Below are 16,171 nucleotides of genomic sequence, written 5' to 3'. Positions count from 1 at the left end.
CCCGAGCCTCCAAGGCAGCCTCCACGTACTCTGCGCCGAACCGCTCAGAGAGGCGATCCCTGTGTTCGACGACGATGGTCTTCACACAGGGATCGGCGAGTATCCGCAGCAGCTTCTTCCGATGTCCGTTCAGGCCGGATCCGATTTCGGTGACCCGTTCCGAAATGCTCAGGCCGTATCCTTCGGCGAATCGCAGACAGCTCGCCACCTGTCCGTCAAGCCCTTCCTTCCGGTCATGTCCCGAAACACGGGCATAAACGACGACCCTGCCCGAGAACGAGTCCCCGACGCAATCCTTGTCGAGGGCAAGGATTGTTCCCGTCTCCAGTTGTCTGGCCGGAACGGGAAGTTCCCCCTCCCTGAACCACCGCCATGCTGTTCGGTAATGTATCCCGTTGTTTTTCGCCCATTCGCTCAAATTCATGAAACAATTATAAAAGTTCATCTCTGCTTGTCAATGTTTTCGGCAGCAGTTGGCAACCACGCCTTTCTCTGCGGAGGCCAGGTAGAGCCCACCCTCCCCGTCGGTCTGGAGGGACAGGACGGAAGAAGGGGCGTTGCGGTGGCGGATCTCCCCTGCTGCTGCGGGATGAACGACCAGCGAGACCGCCGCACAGAGGATGAGCACAGCGGCGAGCACCCCCTTTCGGGGGATGTTCGCCGGATTGCCATGTCTATGCATCGGTTGGGGCCGCAACCCCATCACCCCCTCTTGACGGAGAACCACCGCTCCCTCGGTCTGCCGACGTGACGGTTTGCGGTGGGAGCAACCGGACACGCACAGCTCGTATTCACTCATTTGGAGCATTAGCATATTCCCGGGGGTGCCGATTGTCAATCACCGGAATGGGCTGACCCGGAGGGCCGTGGTATGATCTAGAGGATCTGCTGGGGAAACCCGGGGGAACAACTTTCCATGGAGGTGGAACCATGCTCGCACTGAGCAAGGATGATATCCAGAGCGTTTTCAGCATGAAGGAGGCCATCGAGGCCGACAAGGAGGCCCTCCGGCTCCTCACCGAGGGCAAAACCGACGTACCGCTCCGCACGAACCTCAAGATCCCCGGCGGGACGGGGCAGTCCCTCTTTATGCCGGCCTACGTCGGCGAGATCGGTCAGGCGGGGGTCAAGATCGTCTCTGTCTTCCCGGAGAACGTCAAGCGCGGGCTGCCCGCCGTGCCGGCCACAATGGTGCTGGTCAGCGGCGAGACGGGGCAGGTGCTCTCCATTCTGGACGGCACCTACCTCACCCAGCTCCGGACGGGGGCCTGCGCCGGTGCGGCGACGGATCTTCTGGCCCGGAAGGACGCCGCCGTGGGGGCCCTCTTCGGGACCGGCGGGCAGGCTCCCTGCCAGCTGGAGGCGATCCTGGCCGTCCGGGATCTGGAGCTTGTGCGGGTCTTCGATATCGATGCCGCCAAGGCCAGGGACTTCGCCGAGCGGATGAACCGGGAGCTGGCCTCCTACGGCGCCCGGATCGAAGCGGCTGCTGATCCCGCGGTGGCCGTGGCGGAGGCCGATATCATCACCGCGGTGACCACTTCCAAGAGGCCCGTCCTGGACGGCAACCAGGTGAAGCCAGGGGCCCATGTGAATGGCGTCGGCGCCTTCACGCCGGATATGCAGGAGATCGGTCCGGAGCTGATCCAGCGGGCCGACAGGGTCTTCGCGGACTCCCGGGATGCCGTGCTGGCCGAGTCCGGCGATTTCATCAAGCCCATGGCGGAGGGGACCTTCACCAGTGAGATCATCGACGGGGAAGCGGGCGACCTCCTCCTCGGACGGGTGGAGGGGAGAAGGTCGGATCGGGAGATCACCTTCTTCGAAACCGTCGGCTTCGCCGGCCTCGACGTGACGACGGCGGCGAAGATCTACGACAAGGCCGTCGCCGCCGGTGTGGGGACGGAACTCCCGCTGTAGGCGGTTCTTCCCGGCTGAGAGAGGAGGGTGTCATGACGGTTCTTTCCCTTGTATTGGCGCTGATACTGGATCTCGTTACCGGCGGTCCGCCCCTGTCCTGGAGGCCCCGCGTACTGCTGCGGCGCCTGGTGACGCTGCTGGCCGACCACTGGCCGCGACGGCTTGTCCCGGCCAGGTGGCAGGGGATCGCCTTTCCCGTGGCGGTGCTTCTGGTGACCTTCATTCTGGTCTCCCTGGCCACCGCGCTGGGCGCCCTCCTGGGTGTCGGCTGGATTGTCCAGGGGTTGCTGGTCTATCTGGCGATGTACGGCGCCGGGGCTGGGCGGACGGTGCGACAGATCGCCGGAAGGCTGCAGCGGAGCATGCACATCTCCGCACGGGAGCTCCTGGCGGAGTGGATCGGGAATGCCTTCGGCAATATCGGGGAGAAGCGCCTGATCGGTGTCTCGCTGGAGCGGCTGGCGTCGTCGCTGGCCATGGGGTACTGCGCTCCGCTGCTCTACGGGTTGCTGGGCGGCGCCGGTCTGGTCTGGTTCTACGCGGCTGTCCGTTTTCTCGGCAGCGAGGCCAAGGCAAACGGCCGTGCGCCGCTGTGGCTTCTGAAGCTGGAGCTGGTGCTGGAGATGCTTCCTTCCTGGTGTGCGGCGGGACTGCTGGCGCTGACAGCCCCCCTGGCCGGGGGCGGCTTCGGCGACAGCTGGCGGATCGCCCGGCGCGACGGCATGTTCGCCTCCAACCCCTCCCGGGGGATCCCCGTGGCGGCCATGGCGGGTGCGCTGGGGGTGACCCTCGGCGGGCCGGTGATGACCGGGCAGGTGCTGGTGCGGGCGCCGACCTTCGGCAACGGTCCCCTGCCCGAAACGGAGGATCTCGAACGGGGGTTGACCCTCTTCTGGGTGGCCTATCTGGGGGGTGCGCTCATTCTGGCGGTTCCCGCCGCGCTGTTGCTGTTCCGGCTGCTGTAACGCATACAAGCAAGGCCGGGGCGTCAGCCCCGGCCTGCGATACGGGATGGTGATGCGGAAGGAGCGGAGATCGGCTTTTCCTCGGCATGCTCAGTGTATCCTCCTTTCCCCTGTGGTGGTATCCGGGAAAACGCAGGAGTCCGGCTACGTAAAACTACGTAATGCTATGTCGGGTGCGCCCGCTGTCGGCGGACCCAGGCGACATGCATGCCCACGGCACCGAGGATGATCCCCGCGGCCAGCAGGAGAAAGGCGCTGCCGATGCCCTGCAGCCCCTCCATGAGCCCCATGTAGACAGGGACGATGATCCAGCTGATGTCGAAAGCGAAGTAGAGGATCGAGGTCCCCTTGGGCTGGAGGTGTTCGGGCACGATATCGGCGATGAGGGCCAGATGCACCGGGAAGCTGTAGCCCATGCCCGCCCCGAAGACCACGCCACAGAGGGCGAAGAGCGTGTTGGAGGAAACAAAGGGGCTCGCCGCCATGGCCGCGCCCATCAGCCCGGAGGAGGGGGCGGCGAGCAGCGCGCGGGGCAGGATGTCCATGAGCCGTCTCCCTCCCAGCCGCACCAGGATCGCTCCGGCGGCGACGCAGATCATAAAGAGCGAGGTGGAGAGCCCCCGCACCGCCGCCAGTTTGGAGAGATACATGATGGACGAGTCGGCCAGGGCGAAGAGGAAGGCCGAGACCAGCAGAAGCCGGTAGCCCGGCACGGCGAAGAGCTCCCGGTAGCTGCCCCACTCCTCCTTTCTGCGTGTGGCTGTTCCCAGCGGCTGCAGCGAGAAGCTCATGGCGGCGCAGACCAGCGCCATGAGCAGCGGCACCAGCAGGTAGCCCACGGTGCGCCCCGTTTCCAGCAGGAACTCCGAGACCGGGGCCACAAAGAAGAGCGGTGCGATGGAGCCGATGGAGACCACGGCGTAGAAGGACCCCCGGATATGCAGGGGGACAGCGTAGCCCTGGTAGGTGGTCAGGGCGACCAGAAAGAGGCTGAAGCCGCCGCCGGTGATCAGCCGGCTGGCGAAGAGTGCCGGGATGCTCCCGGAGGCGACGAGCATGACCAGCGCACCGATGCCGCAGAGCGCCGAGGCCGCCAGCAGTGTCCGCCGCAGGCCGAGTCGTTCGGTGACCGCCCCGCTGAAGGGGCGGAAGATGGTAGACGTGGTAAAGTAGGCCCCGACAATGAGACCGGCGGTCTGGGCTGCGACACCGTTGAGCTCGAGGAACGACGCAAGCAGATAGTAGGATTGCGTGAACCCGAATATCCCGAATGTCGTGACAACGAGGCGTAGCAGGAGGCTCTGTTCTCTGTTCACGCTGGTTTCACCGCCAACCCCACCGGATGAATGTGAAAAAACACACGAAAATCCCCCGAAAGGGGGCCAGTCATGGGGATCAGCCTAGCTGCTGGGAGGCATCCGGTCAAGGGAGCCTGCAACGGAAATGTCTGAAGGAGGGATCTGGATGTCAGCGGTACTGGTGCACGGGGGATCCATATGGGTAGGAAAGGGCGGGGCTTCCCAGTCCGCCATGCTGGTCGACGGAGAGCACATCGTCGCCGTGGGAGAGGAGAAGGAGATACGGAGCCGGTCCCACGCCTCCGGGGCCGAGGAGGTCGATCTCGGAGGAGGGACGGTGCTCCCCGGCTTTACCGACGCCCATCTCCATCTCAACGCCCTCTCCAGACAGCGTGAAGCCCTGTCGCTGAAGGGGGTCGATTCGCTGTCCGGGGTGCTGGAGCGCATCAAACGCCGGGCCGCCGACCTGGAGCCCGGTGCGTGGATCTACGGGGTGGGCTTCGACGACTCCACCTGGCCGGAGCGGCGCCTGCCCAACCGGAGGGATCTGGATGCCCTGGGGCTTCCCAATCCCATCTTTCTGGAGCGTATGTGCGCCCATGTCCGCATCGCCGACAGCGAGGCGCTCCGCCGCGGCGGCCTGATGGAAGCCGGGGCACGCGAGGGGCTCTGCCGGTTCGACGACGGGAGCCCCAGCGGCGTCCTGCTGGAGGATGCCGGGGCCCCCGTGGCCGGGGCGATGGAGCGGGAGCTCTTTGCGCCCGAGAAAGCCAGGGAGTCGCTGCGGGCGACCTGCGCCGATCTGGCCGCCCGGGGGATCACCGCCGCCCACACCTGCAGCGCCGCCACCTACGGCCTCGGCGAGGATCCCGATCTCTACCGGGCCCTGGAACGTGAGGGGCGCCTCCCCCTGCGGATCGTCTACTACGAGGACAGCTTTCCCCAAGAGACGGTCAGAAGCGGTGACGGGACGGCCATGTTCCGCTACGGCGGCCGCAAGCTCTTCCTCGACGGCTCCTTCGGCGCCCGAACGGCGGCGCTCACGGAACCCTACGCCGACGACCCCTCCAGCAGCGGCATGCTGAACCATGACGACGCCTATGTAGCCGAGGCGGTTCGGGAAGCGGCGCGGCGGGGGCTGCAGGTGCAGATCCACGCCATCGGCGACGCCGCCCTGGACCAGCTGATCGGGGCCGTCCGAAGCTGCCGGGAGGCGGGCCTCTGTACGGACACCCTGCCGGTGCGGGCGGTGCATCTGCAGATCTGCCGGCCCGATCAGATCGGGGCACTCGCCGAACTGGGGGTCGTGGCCGATATCCAGCCCTGCTTTGTCCCCTCGGATCTCCGGATCGCCCGGGAGCGGCTTGACGAACGCCGTATCCCCTGGGCCTACGCCTGGAAGGATTTCCTGACGGCGGGGCTCACCGTCACGGCCTCCAGCGACAGCCCCGTGGAGGCCGCCGACCCATGGCGCAACCTCTGGGCCGCCGTCGCACGGACCGACGACAGCGGCGAGCCTCCTGGAGGATGGCGCCCGGACCAGTGCCTCTCGCTGGAGGAGGCGCTGCATATCCACACCGCCACGGCGCCCCGGGCAGTTGGGGCCGGCGGCCGGCTGGGGCGGCTCAAAGCGGGCTGCGCCGCAGACTTCGTGGTGCTGCGGGAGGATCTCCGTTCCCTGACGGCCCGACAGATCCGGGATGTGGCCCCTGTGGCCACCGTTGTGGGCGGGCGCTGCAGCCACGGAAACCTCGGTCCGCTTCCGCCGGTGCCCTGACGGCCCGGTTCGGGCGGAACAGCTCTGCGCTTCGGGCGAGGAGGCCTTGCCGCTTCCGTAGCCCCCTTTGCCGACGCCATTCCGGACAGCGGCGGGGATGTCCCCTGAGGGGATATCCCCGCCCTTTTCTCTGGAACCTCTCATGCCGGTCTCCTCTCCTGATTTCCATCCTTGACAGAAATATTTTTTCTGGGTAGATTATGGAGGAAATCTTTGACCTTTTCCCCGAAGCGAGCACAGAGGAGAGGTGGCGGTGTCAAGCGATGCTTTTTGCTCAGATCAAGCGTTCCATCGATTCCCTTTCGGCCAGCCACAGGAAACTGGCCTCCTTTATCCTCGAACACCCCGATGAAGCGGCCTTCATGACGGCTTCGCAGATCGCCAGGCGGGTCAACGTGAGCGAATCCACGGTCTTCCGCTTCGCCACCTTCCTGGGGTACAAGGGTGTGCCCGACCTCAAGGCGGCGATCCAGGAGACGGTGATGGAGCAGCTCTCGGTGACCGACCGCGGTCAGGCCTACCGATCCGAGGAGGGGAGCGCCGAGCTGCCCCGCCAGGTGATGCAGGAGGATCTGGACACCCTGGCCAGAGGGATCTCGCGGCTCGACACGGCCTGTCTCTACCGGATCGCCGAGCGGATCGCCGAGGCGCCCACCGTCTACGTGACCGCCTTCCGGAGCTCCCTGGCGCTGGCCCACTATCTGGTCTTCTATCTCTCCTGGTTCCGACCCCACGTGGTGCGGCTGGAAAGCGAGCTGGCCCTCGAACGGATCGCCAATATGGGCGGCGATTCGCTGGTGGTGGGGATCACCTTCAACAAGTGCATCAGGGAGACGGTGGATGTGCTCCGGACGGCCAAACTGCGCGGCATCCCCGCGGTGGCCGTCACCAACTGCATCACCTCGCCGGCGGCACGGTGGGCCGACGATGTGTTGACGGTGCCCTGCAATCTCAATTCCTTTGTCGATTCCTACGTGGCCCCCGTCAGCCTGCTCAACGCCCTGGTGATCGTGGTGTCGCGGATGATGAAGGGCAATGTGGAACGGGCCTTCCCCGAGCTGGAGCGTCTCTGGAAGGCAAGCGACACCTATGTGGTGGAGGAGGACAGGGGATTGCTGGAAGAGGAGTGACATGCTGACAGAACGGTCAGTTCATCTATTGACAAGCCTATGAAGTACGGTATAGTGGCCTTGGAGAAAAAATTCCATGCTCCTTAAAGGTGAAAATTTTCCACCCTGGAAACCCTGCGGTTCCCCGGAGAGGGCCGCGGGGCGATACAGGAGGTCGGATATGCAGGATGTAAGGAGGAAATCGACATGATGGAGTACAGTCACATCGACATGTGGAAAGACGTCCCCAGAGAACAGTGGGACGACTGGAAGTGGCAGCTGGCCAACCGAATCACCACGGTGGACAGACTGCGCGAGGTGATCAACATCACCGACGAACAGGCGGAGGAGGTCGACAAGAGCCTGAACAAGCTCCGGATGGCGATCACCCCCTACTACGCCTCCCTGATGGATCCCGACGATCCCACCTGCCCGGTGCGGATGCAGGCGGTGCCCACCATGAAGGAGACCCACCTCTCCGAATCGGATCTCAACGATCCCCTCGACGAGGATGTGGACTCCCCCGTGGAGGGTCTGACCCACCGCTACCCGGACCGCGGCCTGCTGCTGGTGACGGACATGTGCAGCATGTACTGCAGGCACTGCACCCGGCGGCGCCACGCCGGGGAGACCGACAAGCAGTACGGGCGGGAGCAGATCGCCAGGGAGATCGACTACATCCGCGAGACCCCCTCTTTCCGTGACGTCCTGCTCTCCGGCGGCGACCCGCTGACCCTCGACGACGACACGCTGGAGTGGATCATCAGTCAGCTCTCCGAGATCCCCCACATCGACTTCGTCCGCATCGGGAGCCGGATGCCCGTGGTCTGTCCCCAGCGGATCACCACAAAGCTCTGCGATATGCTCAAAAAGTATCACCCAATCTGGTTGAACATGCAGTACAACCATCCCAAGGAGCTCACCCCGGAGAGCCGGAAGGCCTGCGCCATGCTGGCCGATGCCGGTGTCCCCCTGGGGAACCAGTCGGTGCTGCTCAAGGGCGTCAACGACTGCCCCTATCTCTTCCGGGAGCTGAACCAGCGGCTGCTGAAGACGCGGGTGCGGCCCTACTACATCTACCAGTGCGACCTCTCCGAGGGGATCGAACACTTCCGCACCTCCGTGGGCAAGGGGATCGAGATCATGGAGTTCCTGCGCGGCCACACCACAGGCCTGGCGGTGCCCTACTTCATCGTCGACGCCCCCGGCGGCGGCGGGAAGATCCCGGTGATGCCCAACTATGTGGTCTCCCGGTCGGACCGCAAGGTGATCCTCCGCAACTACGAGGGTGTCCTCTGTACCTATATCGAGCCCGAGGACAATATCAGCCGTCCCGAGGAGCTCTACAGGCACGAGGAGTACACCAAGCGGCAGAAGGAGCTCTCCCACGAAGGGCTTATCCACCTCTACGACGGCGAGAAGATCTCCCTGGAGCCCTCCCACCTGCAGCGGCGGGAGCGCAGCAAGGCCTACAGGGAGCGCAAGGGAGAGGCGTAGCGTCAGAAGGGGATGCCATCCTGCAGGGCACGGCCGCCGGGGCCGTGCCCGAATCGTATCGGTGCTTTCGTGTATACAAAAAAAGGAGTTGATCGCCATCACCCAGCAGATCGGACGGGAAGCGCTTGTCCCCCTCTTGCGGGATCTGGTGCGGATCCCCAGCGAATACTTCCGCGAACAGGAGATTATGGACTTCGCCGAGAAACGGCTGGCTGACCGCGGGGTGCCCGTAGAGCGCCACTGCTTCCACGAGAACAGGATCCACGACTACCACGGCGTCAATCTCTACGGTGTCCTGGAGGGGGCCCGACCGGGCCCGACGGTGCTGCTGAACGGCCACATGGACACGGTGAAGCTCTGCGAGGGATGGACCCGCGATCCCTACTCGGGGGAGATCGAGGGCGACCGGATGTACGGTCTCGGTGCCTGCGACATGAAGGCCGGTTCGGCGGGGATCATGCTGGCCCTGGAACGCTTTCTGCAGAAGAAGGGCAGCGAGTTTGCCGGGAAGATCGTCTACTCCCTGGTCTGCGACGAGGAGGGGCCCTTCGGCCTCGGGACGGATGCGCTGATCGTGGACGGCATCCTCAGCGGCGACGCCGATGTGGCGGTGATCCCCGAGCCGAGCAGCGCCTTCGCCGATGTGGCCTACCCCAGCATCGCCCTCGGCGCCCGGGGCGGGTGGAACTACCGGGTGACCCTCCACGGCGCCTCCTGCCACGGCGCACAGCCCGAACAGGGGATCAACGCCGTCTCCGAAGCGGCCAGGGTGCTGCTGGAGCTGGAGAAGACGGAACTGCCGCCCCACGAGAAGCTGGGCAGCGGTTCCATCTGCTGCGTGGAGTTCCACGGCGGCGGGGCGGCCCTCTCGGTGCCCGACGAGGCCTCCTTCTCGATCTTCCGGCATGTCACCGTCGGCGAGGACAAGGAGGTCCTGCAGCGGGAGGTCGACGAGGCGGTGGAGCGTGCCGGAATCCGCGGCACGGCGGAGATGCACTTCCGCGACGCCCCCCACGCCGACTGCGACGGTTTCCCCGCCTATGTGACCGATGAAAAGGACGCCTATGTCGCGTCGATGCAGCGCACCATCAAGGGGGTGACCGGAAAGGAGCCTCAGATCACCTACTTCGACAGTGTGGGCGATTTCTGCTACACCGGCGGCCGTCTCCACGTGCCCACCCTGGTGGTGGGACCCAAGGGGGCGAACTACCACGCCGCCGACGAGTACGTGGAGCTCTCCACGGCGGTGCAGAGCGCCAATGTGCTGCTGGAGTTCCTGGAGCGCATGGTTGGGTGAAAAGGGCACAACGACAGGGGCGGAGAAAGGGGTTGAGCGCCAGGGAGAACGAAAGCAACAGCGGTGAGACGAGTTTGGGAGAGATTCTCCGCGAGGTCTGATGGATGTGAAGGGGCCCGGAGGAGAAGGAGAACGCTGAAGGAGGCGGTAGAATGCTTACCATGCATATGGTGGATATGGTAGTTGTAGCTCTTTATTTCTGTTCTCTTGTAGGAATCGGCTATTATATCATGCGTCAGGCGAAGAAGGGCGAGACCTCCGAGGCCTTCCTCGCAGCGAGTCGGGACATGGGACTGGTTCGGACCACAGGTTCCGCAGCGGCCACGGACCTGGGCGGCGGATTCAGCATTGCCATGGGCGGACTGGGGTTCAGCCTGGGGATTGCCGGTTCCTGGCTGATCGCCTGTTCGGGGCTGAGCGCCATGCTGGCGGCACTCTTCCTTGTGCCAAAGCTGAAACATTGGTCAGACAAGGTCCTCGGCCTCACCACCGGCGACCTCTTCGAAACGCGCTTCGGCAAGAAGGCGGGGCTGATGGCGGCGATCCTCATCGGACTAGCCTGGTTCGCCTTCGTAGGCGGCCAGGTTGTCGCCGGTGCCAAGCTTGTGGCCGGTACTGTAGGCCTCAGCGTCACCACCGGTATCATCATCGCCGGGATTGTTGTGCTGGCCTACACCACCATGGGCGGATTGAAAGCGGTTATTACCCTGGACGTCTATCAGCTTTCCATACTCTTCTTCGGGCTTATCTGCATCATGGTCCCCGTAGGGCTTGTCAAGGTAGGTGGTATCTCCGGTCTGCAGGCGGCGCTGATCGAGCAGGGCAACGGGAGTCTGCTGGACTGGGGAGCCGTGAGCTGGAAGCAGTTCTTCGGGTGGTTCTTCTCCATCTTCCCGGTCTGGTTCATCTCCATCGCCACCTTCCAGCGTGTCATCGCCGCCAAGGACGCAAAGACTGCCAAAACCGGTATTTTCCTTGTAGGCTTTCCCATTGAGTGGCCGCTTTTTGCCATCGGCACCACCCTGGTGGGCATGATCGCCCATGTGCTGCTGCCCGAGCTGAACGACGCCGAGCTGGCCACCCCCAAGATGATCATGGCGCTCCTGCCGGTGGGGCTCTCCGGGCTGGTCATCGCGGCCTACCTGGCGGCGGTGCTCTCCACGGCCGACTCCTGCCTCATGGGGCCTGTGGCCATCTTCACCAACGATATCTACCACAAGCTGATCAACCCCGAGGCCGACGATGCCAAGCTGACCATGGTGAGCCGTGTCGCCACGCTGGTACTGGGGGTTCTGGCTATCCTGCTGGCCTATTCGCTTCCCAACATCCTCAGTCTCGTCTTATACGCCTATACCTTCGGCGCGGCGGGGCTCTTCTTCCCCATGCTGGCGCTGCTCTTCTGGAGGCGTGCCACGGCGGCCGGCGCCTTCTGGAGCATCCTGCTCGGCGGCGGGTCGGCACTGGTCTGGAGCTTCCTGCCCTACGACCTGCCCTCCTCCTATATCGGCTGGGGTGTCTCCGCGGTGGTCATCGTGGTGGTCTCCCTGATGACCGAGCACAGCCCCGAGGAGAAGATCGACATCTTCTTCCCCGAGAAGTACGGGGCCTAGCGTGCTGCGCAGATAGCGCGGCGATCGTGTATCGGTAGTGTGAACGGGGCGGTGGAACCAGTTGGTTCGCCGCCCTTCCTCTGTTACCGGAAGCCGACTTGGGATATAGTATATAAAGACGTCTTGACAGTGGAGGGAAAAACAATGATCAGACATGCCGACGAACTGGCGGCGGAGCGGCGCGATGATGTGAGAGGCGGCTCGGGCAGCGGCCTCTACCATGTGGCGCTGGCGAAGGAGGAATCCCCCCGGGAGGGGCGGTTCAAGATGGTGGCGAAGATCGACCTCGAACCGGGCGCATCGGTGGGGGAGCATCTGCACGCCTCCGACGAGGAGGTCTACTATATCCTCTCGGGGAGCGGTGTCTTCCTGGAGGACGGAACGGAGCATGCCCTGCGGCCGGGCGATGTCACCGTAACCCGCAGCGGCGGGCGGCACGGCATCCGTGCCGGTGACGAGGGGCTCTCCTTTCTGGCGGTCATCGCCGAGTAAAAGTGCAATCTCTGTATTTCACAAAATCGGCGCTGTGCTGTTGCCTTCCGTAACGAACGCACCGGCATCTTGTTCGTATTGACTGACTTGTGAAAAAAATGTACAATCTTGCCCGTTTGTGGGAACCGGGATTCAGAAATCCCGGGAAACGGTTGTACAGGTATCTGCTGTTTTTTATGAAGAAGGAGGAGTTGAGATGGCTCAAGGAACCGCTGACGTTGCTGTGATCGGCGGAGGTGTGCATGGGTGTGCCACGGCCTATCATCTGGCGGAAAAGGGGATGAAGGTGGTCCTCTTCGAACGGGAGTATCTCTCCTCGGGCGCCTCCGGGCGGAGCGCGGCGGGGATACGGATGCAGTTCGGCACGGAGGTGAACTGCCGCCTCGCCAAGTACAATGTGGATCTCTTTTCGCATCTTCAGGAGGACCTGGGCTACGAGGCCGATCTGGAATTCGATCCCTCCGGCTATCTCTGGGTCGCCTACTCGGATTCCCAGCTGGAGCAGCTGAAGAAGAACGTGGCGCTCCAGAACAGCATCGGTGCGCCCTCGGAGGTGCTCGATGTGGAGGGCATCAGCGAGGTGGCCCCCTGGCTCAACACCGAGGGGATGGTCGGCGCGAGCTGGTGCCACCGCGACGGGCACATCAATCCCCATCGGCTGAATTTCGCCTACGCCGACGCCGCGAAGCGTCTCGGCGTGGATGTCCGTACCTACACCACCGTGACCGGACTGACCACGAGCCACGACGGGGCGCGGGTGACGGGTGTCCAGACGACGGCCGGCGACTGGGATGTCAAGGCTGTGGTCTGCGCCGCCGGTCCCTGGACGGTGGAGCTGGCCAAACAGGTGGGGCTCGATATCCCCGTCACGCCGGAGCGGCACCAGATTCTCATCACCGAGGCGGTGGAGCGGATGCAGCACCCCATGACGCTCTGCCTCGACGACGGCAGCTACTTCAAGCAGTGCCCCAACGGCACCTTCATGCTCGGCTGGGGGAATCCCCACGAGAAGAAGGACACCAGCTACGAGGTCTCCTGGGACTTCCTCGAGCAGGTCTCCAGACGGGTGCTGGCCAAGATGCCGGTGCTCTCGGGCGTGCGGGTGGTGCGGCAGTGGACGGGGCCCTACGACCTCACGCCGGACCAGCAGGCCATTCTCGGCCCCACGCCGGTGGACGGGTTCTACGTGGACTGCGGCTGGAGCGGCCATGGTCTGCAGTTCGCCCCCTCGGCGGGGCGCGTCCTGGCCGAGATGATCGCCGGCGAGGAGCCCTTCATGGATGTCCACTGCTTCCGCTACACCAGGTTCGAGGATGAGGATCTCTTCTTCGAGCCGGCCTGCATCTGACCGCTTTATACCCTAATAGGATACGAAAGGAGGCGGCCCCGAGGGGTTGTCTCCTTTTTCTTCTATGTTCCTCCGTCGCGGCGTTCTGCGGGGACCCAGGGATAGGTTCCTTCCCCCGAGGGGACGGCCATGAGGAGGGTCCGCGCCTTGCGGGTGAGCTCCTCCGGCGCCGGGAGGGTCTCGGCATCGAGGAACTGCTGCAGCGCCGTTTCGCTCAGACTGACGGCCCGCAGTGCCTGCAGCAGACCACCCATGGCTCGGGCTTCCAGCTGCATGGCTCCCTGGTGGAGCCGCTCGAATCGGTGCCGCCAGTCTGCGTCAAGGTCAGCCGGCCCGGACTGGGGGCCGATCAGCGGCCGGAGGAAGGACAGCGCCTGACGCTCCGTAGCCAGCGCCTCTCCCATTCGACCGACGGCATCGGCCAGGGTGGCGGCCGTTCCGCCGGGGAGCGCTTCCGGCAGGGGTATCTCCAGGATGGCCCGCTCCTCCTTCCAGAGGCGGTCCCGGGCCTCCGCCAGCTGCTCCCGGCAGTGCCGGCCGAGGGGGGTACCGACGAGATGTCCATGCAGCGCGTCGAGCCCGTCGGCGTAGGCCTGCTGGGCACGATTCCGGTGTTCCAGCAGCAGCGACCGGACGTAGAGCACCCGCCGCTGTGCTTCCGTGCGGTGCAGCGGGCGGACCCAGGCGACACGCTCTGCGCCGTCGCGGACATAGGAGAGGAGGACGGACCAGCCGGAGGCGATCTCCTTGTCCAGAGCGGCGAGGATCTCCTCCCGCGACCGGCCCATCACCGCAGTGGCGTCGGCTCCCACAACGACATCCCCGGAGGCCAGCCCGGCCACATCGGCGGGGCTCCCGGGGCGTATCCCCCGGATGGTGTAGAATCCCCGGACAGTCTGTTCCCCCAGACGGATCCCAGCCCCGGGGAAGGGGAGCTCCCGCCAGGCCGTGACGGCGCCGGCCGGCAGGGCGATCAGCAGGAGGATCATCACGATCGGCGACAGTGCGCCGAGGCGGATCGCCCCGTGTCTGGGGCTTCGCTGTTGCCACATGGCGTTACCTCACTCTCCGCAGGTTCTCCGGCCGCCCGGAGGGGTTACATCTTTCTCGCTTTCATGACTGTGCGGTAGGCGCCGACAAGCAGATCCCACGCCGTTTCGGCCAGTGTCCGGTTCCGGGGCGGTTCGCCGAGGGATTCCACCTGCCCGCGGAGCCTCTCCACATCGGGCAGGCCGTCCAGGGCCTCCCGGTAGTCCCCCAGGGCGTCCCCCTGGAGGCGTCCCTTCTTCTCGAGCTCCCCTGCGACCCTCTCCAGCACGGAGAGCGTCGCCCGTCGGTAGAAGAGATCGGCCACCCGGGTGAAGAGCGGCTGCAGCTCGTCCCGACGGGGGTCCCGGTAGTGGGAGAGATAGCGGAAGAGATGCTCCGTCGCGTCGTGCCGGTCCTTCCTGCCGCCGTGGTCGCTCTGGAAGAAGCGGTGCTCCGCCATGATCCCCCCCATGGCCACCAGATAGCGCTTCACGCCCACCGGATCGGGAGCGATGACGATACAGTTGCCCAGCTCCCCGTTGCGTCCGGGGGAGCGGGAGATATCGCAGGATGAGACATCCAGTCCCAGAAGCAGCGCCATGACAAGATGTCCCGCTTCGTGGACGGCAATACGATGACGGCGCACCGGCACACCCCTTTACCCGTAGAATGATCGGCTTTTCCGGCCCGTTCTCACATCTAAGGTGCCACTCTATTGTACACTGGTATGGGACGGAACGCGATGCGGAAGCGCTGTTCCTTCCCCTGTTGTGCAGTCACATCGATGGAGGTGGATCATGAACGTTACAGTGGTGGTGGATAACGTCTGCGGGCGCAACGATCTGCAGTGCGAGTACGGTCTGTCGGTCTTCCTGGAGACACCGCGGGGCAACCTGCTGTTCGACACGGGGCAGGGGGATGTGGTGCTGGAGAACTGCCGGACTCTGGGAGTGGATCTGGGGGCGGTGGACGCCCTGGTGTTCAGCCACGGTCACTACGACCACACCTGGGGCTACACCTCGCTGGCGCTCCGGGGGCTGGACTGCCCGGTATGGGGGCACCGCCGGCTCGGCATGCCCCATCATGTCGTCCGGTCGGGGAAGGCACGCTACGTGGGGAGCTGTCTCCCTCTGGAATCCATCGATTTCCGTCCTGTCGACGAGGCGGGGGAGATCCTGCCCGATGTCTGGGCCCTTCCCCTGCTCCCCGATGAGCGGAATCCCGACTTCGAGCCCCGGGACAGCCGGCTTGTGGTGCCGGCGGAGGACGGTTCGGGCTGGGTCCCCGACCGGTTCGAGGACGACCTTTCCCTGGTGGTGCGCGGCCGCTACGGGTTGAGCGTCCTGCTGGGCTGCGCCCACGCAGGAGCGGTGAACATCCTGGAGAAGGCGGCGCGCCTGTTCGGCACCCGGGACTTCTACACCGTCCAGGGGGGGATGCACCTCAACGGCCAGAGCGCCGGGAAGCGAACCCAGCTCGTGGGCGAGCTGCTCCGCCGATTCTCCGTGGAGCGCTGGCGTCCCGGCCACTGCACCGGCCTGGAGGCGGCGATGGAGTTCGTGCGTCAGGGCGTGGATGTGGAGTGGGCCTCCGCGGGGAGCTCCGTAGAGATCTAGAAGCGGGGGCGGAGGCCCCCGCATTCCCTGTTATTTGCGCCAGAAGGCGAGACCGGCGTCGTAGGTGGCCAGCGCGTCGGCCTTGCTCACCAGCTCCCAGGGGGAGTGGAGCGAGAGGACGGCGGGCCCGGCGTCGAGGACATCCATGCCGAATCGCGCCAGAAACATGGCGATGGTGCCGCCGCCGCCCTTGTCCACCTTCCCCAGGCTGCC

16 protein-coding genes are annotated in these 16,171 nt (G+C 65.0%); 10 read left to right on the top strand and 6 right to left on the bottom strand.

Features of this window, described 5'->3' with window-relative positions; all coding sequences use genetic code 11:
• The coding region (locus K9L28_08350) for an IS607 family transposase (protein MCF7936336.1) at positions 1–424 on the bottom strand (424 nt) is incomplete at its 3' end.
• A gap of 30 nt (positions 425–454) precedes the next feature.
• Complete coding sequence (locus K9L28_08345; GenBank protein MCF7936335.1) at positions 455–682, bottom strand: hypothetical protein; 228 nt, start codon at positions 680–682, stop codon at positions 455–457.
• 248 nt (positions 683–930) lie between these two features.
• On the opposite strand from K9L28_08345, the gene K9L28_08340 reads away from it, so the two are divergent.
• Together K9L28_08340 and K9L28_08335 are read left to right on the top strand one after the other, a co-directional pair.
• The gene (locus K9L28_08340; protein MCF7936334.1) at positions 931–1,920 is read left to right on the top strand and encodes an ornithine cyclodeaminase family protein; all 990 of its coding nucleotides are present in this window, start codon (positions 931–933) and stop codon (positions 1,918–1,920) included.
• A gap of 32 nt (positions 1,921–1,952) precedes the next feature.
• Positions 1,953–2,885, top strand: a complete 933-nt coding sequence (locus K9L28_08335) for a cobalamin biosynthesis protein (GenBank protein MCF7936333.1) — start codon at positions 1,953–1,955, stop codon at positions 2,883–2,885.
• A 164-nt stretch (positions 2,886–3,049) separates the two neighbouring features.
• Here the strand turns inward: K9L28_08335 and K9L28_08330 are convergent, their stop codons facing one another.
• Positions 3,050–4,201, bottom strand: coding sequence for an MFS transporter (locus tag K9L28_08330; GenBank protein ID MCF7936332.1), 1,152 nt, complete (start codon positions 4,199–4,201; stop codon positions 3,050–3,052).
• A gap of 148 nt (positions 4,202–4,349) precedes the next feature.
• On the opposite strand from K9L28_08330, the gene K9L28_08325 reads away from it, so the two are divergent.
• From K9L28_08325 to K9L28_08295, 7 genes are all read left to right on the top strand, one after another.
• A complete protein-coding gene (locus K9L28_08325; protein MCF7936331.1) occupies positions 4,350–5,960 on the top strand; it encodes an amidohydrolase in 1,611 nt (536 codons plus the stop codon).
• Between the two features lie 263 nt (positions 5,961–6,223).
• Positions 6,224–7,090 (top strand): MurR/RpiR family transcriptional regulator, encoded by an 867-nt coding sequence (locus K9L28_08320; GenBank protein MCF7936330.1) that lies wholly within the window; start codon positions 6,224–6,226, stop codon positions 7,088–7,090.
• Between the two features lie 186 nt (positions 7,091–7,276).
• Positions 7,277–8,566, top strand: a complete 1,290-nt coding sequence (gene ablA / locus K9L28_08315) for a lysine 2,3-aminomutase (GenBank protein MCF7936329.1) — start codon at positions 7,277–7,279, stop codon at positions 8,564–8,566.
• A gap of 187 nt (positions 8,567–8,753) precedes the next feature.
• Positions 8,754–9,863, top strand: coding sequence for a M20/M25/M40 family metallo-hydrolase (locus K9L28_08310; GenBank protein ID MCF7936328.1), 1,110 nt, complete (start codon positions 8,754–8,756; stop codon positions 9,861–9,863).
• A gap of 152 nt (positions 9,864–10,015) precedes the next feature.
• A complete protein-coding gene (locus tag K9L28_08305; GenBank protein ID MCF7936327.1) occupies positions 10,016–11,473 on the top strand; it encodes a sodium:solute symporter family protein in 1,458 nt (485 codons plus the stop codon).
• A 144-nt stretch (positions 11,474–11,617) separates the two neighbouring features.
• On the top strand, positions 11,618–11,965 hold the full coding sequence (locus tag K9L28_08300; protein MCF7936326.1) for a cupin domain-containing protein: 348 nt from the start codon (positions 11,618–11,620) through the stop codon (positions 11,963–11,965).
• A 196-nt stretch (positions 11,966–12,161) separates the two neighbouring features.
• A complete protein-coding gene (locus tag K9L28_08295; protein ID MCF7936325.1) occupies positions 12,162–13,313 on the top strand; it encodes an FAD-binding oxidoreductase in 1,152 nt (383 codons plus the stop codon).
• Positions 13,314–13,375: 62 nt separating this feature from the next.
• On the opposite strand, the gene K9L28_08290 is transcribed toward K9L28_08295, so the two are convergent.
• Together K9L28_08290 and K9L28_08285 are read right to left on the bottom strand one after the other, a co-directional pair.
• A complete protein-coding gene (locus K9L28_08290; protein ID MCF7936324.1) occupies positions 13,376–14,365 on the bottom strand; it encodes a hypothetical protein in 990 nt (329 codons plus the stop codon).
• Positions 14,366–14,409: 44 nt separating this feature from the next.
• Positions 14,410–14,988 carry a hypothetical protein gene (locus K9L28_08285; protein ID MCF7936323.1) on the bottom strand — a complete coding sequence of 193 codons (579 nt, stop codon included), beginning with the start codon at positions 14,986–14,988 and terminating at the stop codon, positions 14,410–14,412.
• A 151-nt stretch (positions 14,989–15,139) separates the two neighbouring features.
• Between K9L28_08285 and K9L28_08280 the strand changes: the two genes are divergently transcribed.
• Positions 15,140–15,958, top strand: coding sequence for an MBL fold metallo-hydrolase (locus tag K9L28_08280; protein MCF7936322.1), 819 nt, complete (start codon positions 15,140–15,142; stop codon positions 15,956–15,958).
• A gap of 30 nt (positions 15,959–15,988) precedes the next feature.
• Here K9L28_08280 and K9L28_08275 read toward each other — a convergent pair.
• On the bottom strand, positions 15,989–16,171 hold a 183-nt coding region (locus tag K9L28_08275), incomplete at its 5' end, for an aminopeptidase 1 (GenBank protein ID MCF7936321.1).

The sequence above is a fragment of the Synergistales bacterium genome (assembly GCA_021736445.1).
Classification (GTDB): Bacteria; Synergistota; Synergistia; order Synergistales; family Aminiphilaceae; genus JAIPGA01.
Note: the sequence above shows the minus strand (reverse complement) of the source record. Positions and strands in the feature narration are given on the sequence as shown.